The 13500-nt window shown below is 58.9% G+C and carries 13 protein-coding genes and 1 pseudogene; 6 read left to right on the top strand and 8 right to left on the bottom strand.

From position 1 onward, the window contains the following. Positions 1-333: 333 nt before the first annotated feature. A complete protein-coding gene (locus WGT02_RS22900; RefSeq protein ID WP_040680883.1) occupies positions 334-843 on the bottom strand; it encodes a nucleoside kinase in 510 nt (169 codons plus the stop codon). Between the two features lie 113 nt (positions 844-956). Between WGT02_RS22900 and WGT02_RS22895 the strand changes: the two genes are divergently transcribed. Next, a complete protein-coding gene (locus tag WGT02_RS22895) occupies positions 957-1292 on the top strand; it encodes an ATP-binding domain-containing protein (protein ID WP_024317137.1) in 336 nt (111 codons plus the stop codon). 56 nt (positions 1293-1348) lie between these two features. Then, positions 1349-1849, top strand: coding sequence for a GNAT family N-acetyltransferase (locus WGT02_RS22890; protein ID WP_024317138.1), 501 nt, complete (start codon positions 1349-1351; stop codon positions 1847-1849). A gap of 58 nt (positions 1850-1907) precedes the next feature. On the opposite strand, the gene WGT02_RS22885 is transcribed toward WGT02_RS22890, so the two are convergent. Next, a complete protein-coding gene (locus WGT02_RS22885) occupies positions 1908-2618 on the bottom strand; it encodes an isochorismatase family cysteine hydrolase (protein ID WP_024317139.1) in 711 nt (236 codons plus the stop codon). Between the two features lie 211 nt (positions 2619-2829). Here WGT02_RS22885 and WGT02_RS22880 point away from each other — a divergent pair. Further along, positions 2830-3033, top strand: a pseudogene (locus WGT02_RS22880) (IS110 family transposase); the annotation flags it as partial. 321 nt (positions 3034-3354) lie between these two features. Here the strand turns inward: WGT02_RS22880 and WGT02_RS22875 are convergent. The 6 genes from WGT02_RS22875 to WGT02_RS22850 form a co-directional block, all read right to left on the bottom strand. Beyond that, entirely contained in the window at positions 3355-4254 is a 900-nt protein-coding gene (locus tag WGT02_RS22875) for a sugar phosphate isomerase/epimerase (protein WP_024317141.1), read from the bottom strand. A 76-nt stretch (positions 4255-4330) separates the two neighbouring features. Then, positions 4331-5269: an ABC transporter substrate-binding protein gene (locus tag WGT02_RS22870; protein WP_024317142.1), complete on the bottom strand. Its 939-nt coding sequence runs from the start codon at positions 5267-5269 to the stop codon at positions 4331-4333. A 66-nt stretch (positions 5270-5335) separates the two neighbouring features. Then, positions 5336-6319 carry a ribose ABC transporter permease gene (locus WGT02_RS22865; protein ID WP_024317143.1) on the bottom strand — a complete coding sequence of 328 codons (984 nt, stop codon included), beginning with the start codon at positions 6317-6319 and terminating at the stop codon, positions 5336-5338. A 32-nt stretch (positions 6320-6351) separates the two neighbouring features. Beyond that, positions 6352-7896 (bottom strand): sugar ABC transporter ATP-binding protein, encoded by a 1545-nt coding sequence (locus tag WGT02_RS22860; RefSeq protein ID WP_208246926.1) that lies wholly within the window; start codon positions 7894-7896, stop codon positions 6352-6354. Continuing rightward, a complete protein-coding gene (locus WGT02_RS22855; protein WP_024317145.1) occupies positions 7893-9299 on the bottom strand; it encodes an FGGY-family carbohydrate kinase in 1407 nt (468 codons plus the stop codon). The genes WGT02_RS22860 and WGT02_RS22855 overlap by 4 nt, the downstream gene beginning before the upstream one ends. Further along, positions 9296-10075 carry a DeoR/GlpR family DNA-binding transcription regulator gene (locus tag WGT02_RS22850; protein WP_024317146.1) on the bottom strand — a complete coding sequence of 260 codons (780 nt, stop codon included), beginning with the start codon at positions 10073-10075 and terminating at the stop codon, positions 9296-9298. Before WGT02_RS22850 ends, WGT02_RS22855 begins: the two co-directional genes overlap by 4 nt. Before the next feature lie 189 nt (positions 10076-10264). Here WGT02_RS22850 and WGT02_RS22845 point away from each other — a divergent pair, with 189 nt between their 5' ends. Genes WGT02_RS22845 through WGT02_RS22835 form a run of 3 tightly spaced genes read left to right on the top strand, consistent with a single transcriptional unit; the run spans position 10265 to position 13459 of the window. Then, positions 10265-11347, top strand: coding sequence for a class II aldolase/adducin family protein (locus WGT02_RS22845; protein WP_208246924.1), 1083 nt, complete (start codon positions 10265-10267; stop codon positions 11345-11347). Continuing rightward, positions 11344-12624, top strand: coding sequence for an FGGY-family carbohydrate kinase (locus tag WGT02_RS22840; protein ID WP_208246922.1), 1281 nt, complete (start codon positions 11344-11346; stop codon positions 12622-12624). Before WGT02_RS22845 ends, WGT02_RS22840 begins: the two co-directional genes overlap by 4 nt. After that, positions 12617-13459 (top strand): TIGR01459 family HAD-type hydrolase, encoded by an 843-nt coding sequence (locus WGT02_RS22835; RefSeq protein ID WP_024317149.1) that lies wholly within the window; start codon positions 12617-12619, stop codon positions 13457-13459. Before WGT02_RS22840 ends, WGT02_RS22835 begins: the two co-directional genes overlap by 8 nt. Positions 13460-13500 lie beyond the last annotated feature (41 nt).

Genomic DNA, 13500 nt, shown 5'->3' with positions numbered 1-13500 from the left:
AGGTGAGCAGAAGAGGCGAGGTCTCAAGTGGCCGGAGTGTCGGGTGAGGCTAAATCCGTGACATGGCGGTGCTTTCTCGTTCCGGCGAGGAAGCACCGCCCGATCGCCGATGACCGCGACAACAACAATCTCGATTAAGCGGCGTGGAAGATCGGCGCTCACGACTAGCACGGCCGGTGTGCGCCTCATGTCGATCGTTAAGACACCGGTTTGTCGTTCTAAGAGCTGCCGGTCGACTACGAAAGCGATAATGCCGCCTGTGAGCCGTTCAGACGGCTAGCGTTCCCACAATAATCGAGTGCTCCCCATCCCATTCTCAATACTTTCAGGGCGTCAGGTGAGTTGAGCGAGGATATCGTCGACGACACTTGGGACGGTACCCGCCGTGTCGATATTGATGCCGACGGGAAGATATTCCCGGGTATGATGGTAGCGGAGTACCAACGCCCGCTCGGCCGGCTCGAAGCCCGGCTCATTCGGCCGCCCATCTAATCGTCGGTTCAACGTCTCTACGTCGATGTCGAGTACGAAAACCTTGTCGAATAGGTCCAGGAATTTGTGGACATTGCGCGAGCCGCCACAGAAGAAGGTGGCAGGATATGTGGTGTCGGCAGCAATAGCGTGGACCTTGTCGACAGGCCAGATCCAGTGCGCGTATCCCCAAACGATGCGGTCCGCGCCTTCGGGCGGTCCTGCGAGTGCCTGGCCTGTCTCGGGGTCGCCGACATAGGCCAAGACCCGGTCACCATGGACGACATGGTAGCCCCGCCGCTCCAGTTCGGTAGCGACCGATGTTTTTCCAGTGCCGGAACCGCCTTCGATCAGATAGTTTTTGATTCCCATAGGCGCCGTTTATCATGGCCTTCAATGTGGTGAGAAGACAAGGCCCCTCAGCTCACCGCTGACGGGAAACCTGTCGTTGACAAGGTGACTGCGATCCGATCTGCGCGGGGTTCATGAACGGCTCCCTGGGCGTCGTCACGAAGTCTCATTCTAAGGGTGCCTGGGTACGGTTCGACGACGGCGCTGAAGATGTGATCACTACGGCCGACCTTGAGAAGCTCACCCACGGCTGGGCGATCAGCGTCCACAAGGCTCAGGGATCGGCGTTCAAGCGGGTCATAATCCCCGTCGTCCGGTCGAAGCTGCTGGACCGAACCATGCTCTACACCGCGATAACACGCGGCATAGAAACCGTCGTTCTCGTCGGCGACATCGATGTCATCAACGAGATAGTCGCGGCGGCTCCAGCGAGCCTAGCCAGAGGACACGGTCTTGAGTTTGATGTTTAAGTGCATGATTATGTTCCTTGGTTTTATAATCAGATATATTTGAATTGGGGATTGTATTGGAACGCTTCGCATTACGCCGCCTCCGCAGTGATGACGCGTCGGCATTCAGGCAAGTCCGCCTCCGGGCACTTCGCGAGCATCCCGAGGCGTTTGGAGCCTCTTGGGAGGAAGAGCAGGATCAGCCCGAATCTCGCTTTGCCGAACGGCTCGAAAACGGACATGTCATCGGCGGTATATCCGAAGGGGAAATGATCGTAGGGACCATAGGCATCTCCCGCTCCAAAGGCCAGAAGACGCAACACATTGGGTCCATCTGGGGAATGTACGTGAGCCCGGCTGCGCGGGGAAAAGGTTTGGCTCGGCAGTTACTCAACGCGGCAGTAGCGGAATTTGGACCATCAGTAAGATCGCTTCGGCTTTGCGTAGAAGCAAACAACGATCCGGCTATCAAGTTGTATGAATCAGCGGGCTTTAAACGTTGGGCCCTGGAAGCGGAGGCCCTCAAGGTCGGCGACACATTCCATGATGAAATATTGATGCGCTTGGACGTGAGATGAAATCGGGGAAATAGGTCTCGACGGCCCCGAGATCGGTCCCCCCAACCACAGCCTCCACTTAGGTGGATAAAAGACTGATAACTTCATCTGTCGGCCGCACATCGCCAAAGCTCCGATAGATATTGTGAAGTGCTGCGTTGTGGTCCTGATCGCGCCTTGCAGCCGTCCCGTCAGCTACGAAAACTACCCGGAACCCGCTGGCGTAGGCGTCTCGGGCCGAGGACTCACAGCAGATGTTCGTCACGGTTCCGGTGATGATGACCGTGTCGATTCCGCGAGCGCCAAGGGCCGCAGGCAGGTCTGAAGAGCCAGGGAAAAACGCGCTATAGGCGGACTTCTCGAAATACAGGTCTTCCGCTTGCGGTGACAGGCCAGCCCACACTCTCCCCGATATCGGGCCAGCGCCGCCTGACGTCCTGAATACTTCGGTTACCTCTTCGCCAAAGAACTCCCGTGTGAGGTCTGGGTGAGGTTGATCGGAGCCCGGAACAACCCACGCCACGGTGCCACCAGCGCTGCGAAGGGCGTCTCCGAGGCGAATGACGTTGGGCAGTATCCCTCTGCAGTAGCCGCTTTCCTCAACGAAAAACGGGACCATATCGATTACGATCAGGGCCGTGCGGCGGGCGTCGACAGATTCATATGCATACCGTCGCCCACGTCTCTGCTCCTGCCGGTCATACTCACGCTCCTCAATCATCCAATTGTGGAGCTTTGGGCGTGGACCGGAAACATTCGGCACAATTGCTCTGCCCTGATCAGAATCCATCTCGGCGAATCCTCGTACGATGCAAGGATGATCACCGTCCTTTACTTGCGCGTCAACGACTTCACACCAAGCAGTCTTAAAGCCACAGACGGGTGTTTGGACCTAGACCGTATGTTCGCTTGGTGAAGGTGGCCCGCCCCCGCGTTAAGCTAAAATCGGGGGTTGCTCTGGATAGGCCGGAGCCTTGCCCCATGCTTAGCGAGGGCGAACCATGAAAGAGGATAGCGTAATTTTCATCGGCTTGGATACGTCGAAGTTGAAGATTTCGGTGGCGATTGCTGACGGAGCACGCAACGGCGAGGTACGGTTTTTAGGCGACATCTCCTCGGAGCCGGCGTCGGTGGCATCAATGGTCAATAAGCTTTCCAAGCGCGGAGCCAAGCTTCACTTTTGCTATGAGGCGGGTCCCACGGGGTAAGGATGCAGCTTGAGACAAGTCGCCATGAACCCGGGCTGTTCCCCCGACGCCGCCAAAGGTGATATTTCAAATGACCTTCAAACCGATCATGTGTCGGAAAATTAGTCCGGTCAGTTGGAGCGAGCGCCTTTAAATAAGCATCAAGCCTAGATAAGTGCGCTTAATTAACGAGACGACCGTCCATCTCCCAAGCGCGGATTCAGAGCAAGCCGCATAGATTTCAATGACAATGGATTTGGCCAGCATTCAACGTGCCGCGTCCCACTCCGGAGTGCGCGCTGCTTCCTCCGCTATTCCCCGTTGCCGAAGGAAAGCCGTTTACACCATTGGCAAGTGAGCGTTGGTTACGAGCTGCGCTTTTAGACGCGCCGTCTCCAACCCGAGCTCCATGAACCGCCGCGCATGCTCGGCAAGTGCAACATTGTCGCTCCAGAGGTTCCTCCAGATCGCCGTTTTTAACGACAGGTCCTTGTCGACGATTGTGGTGGAGAATGACTCAAATGTGACAAAGTCATCCCATCCAATTGATATGAGGGCGTCAAAGATCGCGACAAAATCGATGTTCCCCGTACCGAGGTAGCCACGGTGGCTTTCACCGATGTGAACGTAGCCGATCTTGTCCGCAGCATTGCGAATCGCCAGACCCACGTCGGCCTCCTCGATGTTCATGTGGAATGTGTCGAGGTGAAGAAAGACGTTCGAGGCGCCTGTGTCCTTGATGTAGGCAAGACCCTGGGCGGCGGTATTGAGCATGTTGCTCTCGAAGCGATTGACGATCTCCAGGTTCAAGGTAACGCCAGCCGACTTCGCACGTTCCGCGACTTTCGACAGCGTCCTTACGCTTGTGTCCCAGGCCTTTTTGGTCAGCGCGTTCTCCTGCTTCCCATGTGCGGAACTCAGGATACCTGCAAGCTTCGATCCGCCGAGGTCCCTGACGAGGGCAACCGCACGGTCGAGAATATCGACACCGTTGGCGACGACGGATGCATCGTCACTGGAGATATCCCCTTCCGCCGGCAGCCCCATGCTGATCGCGACATCCAGGTCGAGTTGTTCGATACGCGAGGCGAGCCATTTCACGTCGACCTGTTTTGGATCGAGATACGAGAATTCGACAAGCTTGAAGCCAAGCTCGCGGGAGCGTTCAAGAGTTCTCGCCAGCTCGTCTTTCGAGGAGCCGGCGCTCCAGACGAAGGAGTGGACGCCGATTTTGGACATAAGACCGTATTCCTGATTGCTTGAGATCACGACCCGCCGAGCACAGAGGCATCGGCGGGCCGCGCGGGAGGAGACCTTAGCGAGCTGCAGTCCAGCCCTTGTAGTCCTTGATGTTGTCGGCCGTGATCAGCTTCGGATCCAACAGAACGGTGTTTTCGGCAGGCTTCTTGCCGTTCAGCACGTCGACAGCCATCTTGAGCGAGTCACCTGCCATGACGTAGGGGTCCTGGGAGGCCGAGGCCTTGATCATCGACTTGCCGCTGGCGAGAGACTTTTCGATATCAGGGGCGCCATCGACGGCAGTGATGATGAACTCGTTACGGTTCAACTGCTTTGCCGCCAGTTCAGCGCCGATACCGGTCGGGTCGTTGATCGCGAAGATCGCGTCAATCTTGTCGAAGCGGGTTAGAAGCCCCTGCATGACCGCAAGGCCGCCGTCGCGCGAGCCCTGGCCGTTCTGATCGTCCGAGAGGATCTTGATATCAGGGCTCTTGCCGAGAACATTCTTGCATCCCTGAACGCGGTCGATGATCGACGACGATGCCGGTCCGTTGATGATGATCACGTTGCCCTTGCCCTTCAGCTGATCAACGATGTACTGGCAGGCTTCCTCGCCGGCCTTCACGTTGTTAGTCATGACGGTGACGTCGGCACCCGGTGCGGAAACGTCGAATGCGGCAACGATAACACCGGCAGCCTGTGCCTTCTTGACGGCTGGAGCGATCGCCTTGGCGTCGACTGCGTTCAGCATGATAATGTCGACACCGGCAGCGATGAAGCTGTCGATCTGCGATACCTGCTTGTTGAGGTCATAGTCCGCGGAAACCGAGGTTACCTGAACGTTCGGATTGATTTCCTTGGCGCGGTCCTCGATGCCCTTGATGGTGGCGACGAAGAAGGGGTTGCCGAGAAGGCCGACGGAAATGCCGATCTTTTCGAGGTCCTTTGCAGCCGCCGGCATTGCGATCGATGCAGCCAGCGCGCTGGCGGCGAGCAGTTTCGAAATCATGCGCATTCTTTCCTCCATTGGGCGCCTCCTGCGCCTTGTTATCCGGTAACCCCCGGTCCCATCAGCCGCACCTTACGTGCGGCTAAGCCCCTTCAGCCGATAGCGGTCGAGCGCCACGGCCACGATGATGACAAGTCCCTTGATGATGTACTGCCAGATGTCCGAGACACCGACGAGGATGAGACCGTTCGACAAGACGGCGATGATCAGGGCACCAATGAGCGTGCCCCAGATCGAGCCGACGCCGCCGACGAAGCTGGTACCGCCAAGAATGACAGCTGCAATCGCATCGAGTTCGTATGCCTGGCCAAGCTGAAGACCATTGGCCGCGTAAAGCCGCGCTGCCGACATAACCCCGCCAAGACCGGCAAGAAGACCAGACATCGAATAGACGAACAGCAGGACGAGCGGCACCTTGATGCCTGTCAGGCGCGCGGCCTCGACGTTGCCGCCAACCGCATAGATCCAGGTACCGAGGACGGTTCGCTTGAGGATGAACCCGGAGATCAGGATCGTCGCAAGCGCGATGATGGCAAGCCATGGCACGCCGAGGAAGCTTCCGTTTCCTATGAAATCGAAGGGCAGATCGGGATTGAACACGGTCGTGTCGTTTCCGATCAACCGCGCAATGCCGCGCATGGCAGTCAGCGAGCCGAGAGTCACGATGAACGGCGGCAGCTTCAGAGCCGAAATGATCGTCCCGTTGATAACGCCACAGGCAAGGCCAACGGCGATCGCAGCCGGAATCCCGAGCATGCCGATATCGGGCCAAAGTGAAACGATGACGCCGACCATGGCGGATGCCGCCAGGATCGAACCCACGGAAAGATCAATCCCGCCGGTAAGGATGACAAAGGTCATGCCAGCGGCAAGCACCGTATTGATCGATGCCTGCTGCATGACGATGGACAGATTGTTGACGCTTAGAAAGCGTCCGCTGAGAAGATGGAATCCGATTGCCAAAATGACCAGGACTGGAAGCATGCCAAGCGCCGTCAGCGTTGATCGGAACCTGGCCTTGCTGGCGTTCAGCTGTTCGGTTGATGTCGCGGTCATGCTTCTTGTCCCGTCTTTTTGAATGGGCGAACTCAGGCGACTTTCGGCGCAGAGCCGGTCGAGAACGCCATGATGGCTTCCTGGCGGATTGGTTGCTCGGGCGTCGACGACACCTCGCCTGCGATGTGGCCCTCGCGCATGACAAGAACGCGATCGGCAATCCCGATGATTTCGGGAAGGTCGCTGGAAATGACGACAATCGCGATGCCGGTCTGCGCAAGTTCGTCAATGATCCGGTAGATCTCGGACTTCGCGCCGACGTCGACGCCGCGCGTCGGTTCGTCGAAGATGATGGCCTTCGGCTTGGTTTCCAGTAGGCGCGCGATCAATGCCTTCTGCTGATTTCCACCCGACAGCGCTCCAACATTGATGCTGGCACTCAGCGTTCGGATGGAAAGTGAGGAGATCGCCTTTGCCGCGCGTTCGCGAGCCGCCGCGAAATTCAGAATGCCACCCTTCGCCGCGTCCTTGCCGATCACACCGATGTTGATGTTTTCGTTGATCGTCATGTCCAAGAACAGCCCCAGACCCTTCCGGTCTTCGGTAAGATAGGCAATACCGGCATCCATGGCATCGCGCGGGCCGCCGATCGTCAATTCGCGGCCTTCGAGCAGCACGGTTCCCGAGATCTTTCTGTCGGCCCCGAAAATCAGGCGGGCGAGCTCGGTTCGGCCGGAACCAACGAGACCGGCGATCCCGAGGACTTCCCCGGCTTTTGCATCGAAGGAACATCCGTGGACGCGTCGGCCGTCTCCGATATCGCGGACGGACAATATCGTCCGAGCGGCCTGCTGCGGCGCGCGGTGCTCCTTCTTGTAGAAAGACGACAGGTCGCGACCGACCATCATAGAGACGAGTTTTTCGGCCGAAAGCTCGGCGCGCTCCAGCGTTCCGACATAAGCGCTGTCGCGCAGAACGCTGACACGATCGGCGAGTGCATAGACCTCTTCCATACGGTGACTGATATAGATGATGGCGATACCGCGGGCCTTGAGGCCGGCAATGACGTCGAACAGGCGCTCGGTCTCTCTCGACGTGAGGGAGGTCGTCGGCTCGTCCATGACGATGATCTTCGCGTTGGTCGTCAGCGCGCGCGCGATTTCCACCATCTGACGCTCGCCGAGAGACAGGGCCGCGACAAGCTGTGACGGGCCGAACTCAATGCCGAGTTGCTTGAGGATCGGTTCGGCGCGCTCGCGCGCTGCCGACTTGTCGATCACCCCGAAGCGAGCGGGCTCCGCACCGAGAAACATATTCTGGGCAACCGTCAGGTTCGGCGCGAGAGACAGTTCCTGATAGATGACCGCAATACCATTTGCCTTTGCGCGAATGGGATCGCCAGAGACGATCGGCTGACCATCAACCGCAACAGTGCCGCCTGGATCAGCCGTATAGGCGCCTGACAGCACCTTCATCAGCGTGGACTTTCCAGCACCGTTCTCACCCATCAGGGCGTGAACCTCGCCTGGGTAGGCTGTCAGCGACAAGTTGGTCAGAGCTCTCGTGTTGCCAAACGTCTTGCTGATGTTCTTCATTTCAAGAACGGGCGCATTCGCCCTTGGCGCTGCCGCACTCATGCGTGGAGCTCCTTTTCTGGCTGCATCGCGGACGCGTCTTTGATTTCCAAGAAGCCGCTCCAGCCGCGCCGGTAGGCATCAAGGCCCTCGACACCGAGCGAGGCAGCCTCAACCGTCTCGTTGGCGAACGGATGCTGGCCGAGTTCATCGAAAACGAGCGCGGCGGCTCCGAAAGCGCTTCCTTCGGCAGTCGTGCTCGTGAATATCGGCTGGGCCGGACGCAATTGGGCAAGCAACTGTGCAAACAAACCGGTCTTGACGAGGCCGCCGTCGATAACGATGGGGTTGCTTGAGCGTATGAGGTCAAGCGAGAGGTCGGTCATCAGCACGACATAGAGAAGAGCAGCAGCCGCCCTCTCTTCGCCACCGACAACAGGCCCGACAAAGCGACCATCGAACCCTTGCATTGGCCCACCGGGGGCAAATGAGGGCAATGCGAACGCGCCCTTGGCAATCACGCGCAACAAGGCTTCCAGGCTGACGGGCTTGTTCCAGCCACCGCTCGCGATCTCGTATTCCCGACCACCCATGAAGCGAATGGTCGGCGCGGGCCTACCATCGACAGTCACATTGGCGAGCATGTCGCGGTGTTCATCCAGCGCCTCAAGAGGGCAAGTGGAGTTGAAGATCACAACCCAGGTCCCCGTGGACACCAGCGTGAAATCATCGAACCCGACCGAGCGATAGAAATAGAGGGCCGCGTTGCTGTCGTGGACTCCGTTATGAACCGCGACCGGAACAGCCTCACCGGATTTCGTCTCAACCGGAAATGTGCCGAGCTCGTCGCCCGCCTTCGCAAAGGCCGGCATTTTCTCCCGCCAACCCCTGTTGTCGACCAGACTACTGAAATCTCCGATCAGAGGCGCCCAGAGATGGGAATGGCAACCAATGTAAGAAACTTCCGACACCTTCCGGCCTGAGAACGTCCAGGACCAGAATTGAGGATAGGACAAGATGGCATCTGCCTGAGCCAGAAGCCCAGGCCTCGTCGCCTCGACCCAGAGAATGTGCCGACCATAATTGAACCCGAGTGGAAGGCGAGGCGAATAGGTCTCGCTGAAGGTCGGAACCAGCATGTCGATGCGATCGGTGACCTCGCGGGGCGGCTCCTGCTCGTAGTCGAGGATCGGATGGACAAGGCTGTCACCCTTAGTCAATGCGAAGGTGCAGCCATGTCCGGAAAAGGTCACGTGCCGTGCCCCATGATCTTCAACAGCCGTCTTCAATACGTCCTTCATCCACGCGAAGAGCGCCTGATCGTCAAGAACCCGAATTCCATCATGATCGACCCAGCTTGGCTTGCTGCGAGCGTCCCAAAGTATCGAGCCATCGTGACCGAGGACGAACAGTTTCGAGTTCGTCTTGCCGAGGTCAAAGACCGCTACTGCTGCCTGCCCGGTCATGACGGCACTCCGATCGCAGCAATCAGGATGGTTATGCCGGCATCCTCGAGCATCTTTGCGCCAGAGTCGGACAGGCTATCGTCGGTGACGATCGTCCCGATCCTGGAAAGCGGCAGAACGATGTTACGCGGCTGGATCGAAAACTTCCGGCTGTCGGCCAAAAGGACGATCTCGTCAGCGCAGGTGCTGAGCTCGCCAATTGCCTTGGTCAGGAGCGGATGCGATTCCAACAGTCCTTCGGCACTGATGCCTTGCGTGCCGAGAAAGAAGCGAGACGCAAAGAAATCCGGCGCGCCAGCGGAAGGGTCGTGAATTATGCCCGGCTCGCGATAAAGTTCACCGCCGGCGAGCGTCAGGTGACACGTTCCGTGCTCCCCGAGATAGGCAGCGAGCGGCATAGAATTGGTGTAGATGCGGACGTTGCGCCGAGCAAGCTGCTGCCCGAGCTGATAGCAGGTGGAGCCGGCGTGGACGATTATGGAGTCCCCGTCCCGGACAAGGCCGGCCGCCTTCTCCGCGATTGCACGCTTTGCGTCCACCGCAATGTCGCGATTTTCATCGTAGGGCCGCGCGGAGAGACGCCCGGTCGCAGAGACATCATTTGCGGAAATGCCGCCATAGACTTTCCGCGCCTTGCCGATCTCGTGAAGCTTGTCGATATCACGCCGAATGGTAGCCGGAGACACGCCAAGGCGCTCCTGCAGATCGCGCACCGATGCGAAAGGCGTTTCGAGCAGCATCTCGGTGATCAGGCGATGGCGATCGGAATCGTTCAAGAAGTGCCTCCATTCGCGCTTCTCCTCAAGCGCTATGACGAACTATAATCACACTGACGTAACTGTCGCAATAGATTAGACTGAAAATCTTCACAGTTGACGATCTTCGATCACGTTTATAGGATCGCGCCAAAGTTTGCTCAGCATATCCAGCACGGTTGAGCAAATGCGCATTAGGAGGAGAACCAGATGACAATCCCGGACTTGCGGAAAACCGACCTGTTCGGGGATTTCCTCCACCTCTCAAGCGGGATCGGCAACGACATACAGAAAACCCAGGGCGCCGGCGGCAATACCTCGATCAAGCATGACGGCGTCATGTGGGTGAAGGCCTCGGGAACCTGGCTTGCGAAGGCCGGCGAACAGGACATCATGGTTCCCGTTCTTGTGGATCCGCTGGTCACGGCACTGCGGGAAGGCGACGCCAGGGCCGAAAAGTCGATCGATTTCGTCGTTGACGAACTGAACTCGAGCGGCCTGCGGCCGTCGATCGAGACAAGTTTCCATGCCGCGCTGCAGAGCCCGGTTGTCGCCCACTACCACTGCGTGAACGCAATTGCGCTTGCGGTGCTGGACCGGCGCGACGAGGTGCTGGCGGCACGGATGGCAGCTGTTCCCGACCTGAAATGGGCCTCTATACCTTACAGGCGCCCCGGCACCCCTCTGGCTCGAGAGATTGGAAAAGCCGCGTCAGCAAGGCCCGATATCCTGATCCTCTTCAACCACGGCATCATCGTTTGCGGCGACACGGTAAGCGAAGTCGCCGAACGGATTGATCGCGTCACCGAGGCCCTTCGTTCAGAACCGCGTGCAACCGCTGCACCCGATCTCGACGCCCTGGCCACTGCGGCAAAAGGATCAACCTTTCATGCCGCAAAAGATCTCGAAAGCCATGCGATTGCGCTACCGGGGATCAACCAGGCGCTCGCCCTTGGCGGCTCGCTTTATCCCGACCATGTGATCTTCCTCGGAATCGAGATCGGTACGCTCACGCCCGGACAGAACGCCACCGATCTGGAAGCGGCCTGCGCCAGGGAGGGACGCGAGCTGCCCAAGCTGGTAATCGTTCCTGGCAAAGGCATCCTGTTGTCGAATACGCTGACGGCCGGAGGCGAGGTCATGGCCCGCTGCCTTGCAGAGGTCGTCGGCCGAATTCCTGATGGCGAGAAGATCGCCTATCTCTCTGATGCCGATGAATACGAACTGACACATTGGGAAGCGGAACAATACCGCCAGGCACTCGACCGACAGTCAACGAGGCACTCGGCGTGAACACCGGTTCTGAGCAGGCATATGCGCTTGGCATCGACATCGGCACGTCGGGTGCGCGGGCGAGCGCCGTCGACCGGCATGGAAACCCAATAGGCTTCGCGGCTGCGCCATTTGAAAGCCCTGCCGAGACTCGGCAGCCCGACGCGTGGTGGACACGTGTGCGCCAGGCCGTCGAAAACCTCAACTCCAAGGTCGACCTGACAGCTGTCAGAGGCGTTGCCGTCGATGGCACGTCCGGCACCGTGCTAGCACTCGACAGCCGCGACCGTCCGACGGGCTCGGTGCTGATGTACAACGAGCCCTGCCCCGAGTCTGAGATCGCCAGCCGGATCGCTCGCCATGCTCCTGCGGGCAGTACTGCGGTCGGCGCCAATTCGGGGCTTGCACGGGCCATCTACCTGTCCCGGGGGCAAGACGCCGTTACCGCCGTTCACCAGGCTGATTGGATCTTGATGATGCTAGGTTGCCCGGCGCGCATCAGCGACGAGAACAATGCTCTGAAAACAGGCTATGATCTCGCCTCGGAGCGTTGGACTGAGTGGATCGAGCGCGCCGGGATGGATGTGGGCGCACTGCCCAAGGTCGTGCGCGCCGGCAAGAAAGTCGCACCGGTCGCAGGCTATTTGCGTGACCTCGGCCTTCCGAAATCGGCGTTTTTCCATGCCGGCACGACGGACGGATGTGCGTCATTCCTCGCGACGGGAGCATCGGAGATTGGCGACGCGGTAACGGCGCTCGGCTCGACGATCGTGCTGAAACTCGCCTCCGCCCGCCCGATCAACGCCCCGGAATTCGGCGTCTATTCCCATCGGGTGGGCAAGTTTTGGCTGCTCGGAGGCGCTTCCAACAGCGGTGGCAACGTGGTTCGAGCCTTGATCGGCGATAGCAAGCTCGGCGAATTGACCGCCCGGACCAACCCCGAGCAGCCGCTCGGTCTCAACTACTATCCCCTTCTACGGCCGGGCGAACGGTTTCCTTTCAACGATCCTGATTATCAACCTCGGCTAGATCCGCGGCCTGCCGATGACGCGCAATTCTTCCAAGCCATTCTGGAGGGGATGACCGAGATAGAACGTCTTGGCTACCGACGCCTCGAGGAACTGGGCGCCATGCCTCTCAAGACCTTGAGAACTGTCGGGGGCGGCGCACGCAATCCGGCCTGGACGTTAATGCGGTCGCGCGCCCTCGGCGTCGAGCCTTTGACGGCCAAATCGCTGGAGGCCGCCGTCGGCACGGCATCTCTGGTTATTGCCGCGCTGGAGCAGGAAGATGCCTAGACCTGTCACAGTGAACATGGCGTCGCGATTGAGCGCTGAGTATGACGTGTTCTTCGTCGATCAGTTCGGCGTCCTTCGAGACGACATCGGGCCGTATCAGGGCGCGGTCGATGCCCTTCGGCAACTGAGCCACGCGGGCAAGAGGATCGTGATCCTCTCAAATTCAGGGCGGAGCGGCGAGTACAACGCCGAACGGCTGGTGAAGCTCGGCTTCGCGCCGGAAAGCTTCGACTTCTTCGTGACATCGGGTGACGTTGCATTTGAGATTCTGTCACGTCCCGGTGTCGCCATCTACCAGGGATCGCGAGCGCTGACGATCTCAAGCGGTGGGGATACCAACCTCGCCGATCGATTGGGACTAACCTCCATACGTAGCGGGAAGGAAGCAGACATCGTCATCATCTCAGGCAGCGAGGCCGAGCGCATTTCCATGCACGACTACCGCGAGATGTTGAGGCCGGCTGCCGAAAACAATGTGCCGTGCTACTGCACCAATCCTGATATCCACAAACTCCACGAGGGTTCCGTTGCGCCGGGTGCTGGCAGCATTGCCATGCTCTATGAAGCGATGGGCGGAAAAGTGGTCTGGATCGGAAAGCCCTATCCTGAAATCTACGATCACGCGCTTAGGCTTGCCGGCGTTGAGGACAGGAGACGCGTCGTCTGCATAGGCGATAGCGTCGAGCACGACATCCTCGGAGCGGCGTCTGCCCGGTTGGACAGCGTACTCGTCAGAACCGGAATACTGGCCGACATGAGTGACGGCGAACTCGACCGCATCATCACCGACACCGGTGCGTCTCCGACCTATGTGATGCAAGCCTTCGTGTTTTAAGACACAAGCTCCAAGGACCGTCGCGTCGGACCGAGTCTTCA

Origin of the sequence: Rhizobium sp. T1470 (genome assembly GCF_042140505.1) — a bacterium.
GTDB lineage: Bacteria > Pseudomonadota > Alphaproteobacteria > Rhizobiales > Rhizobiaceae > Rhizobium > Rhizobium favelukesii.
The sequence above is the reverse complement of the archived record's forward strand: the minus strand, read 5'-3'. Positions and strand labels throughout refer to the sequence as shown.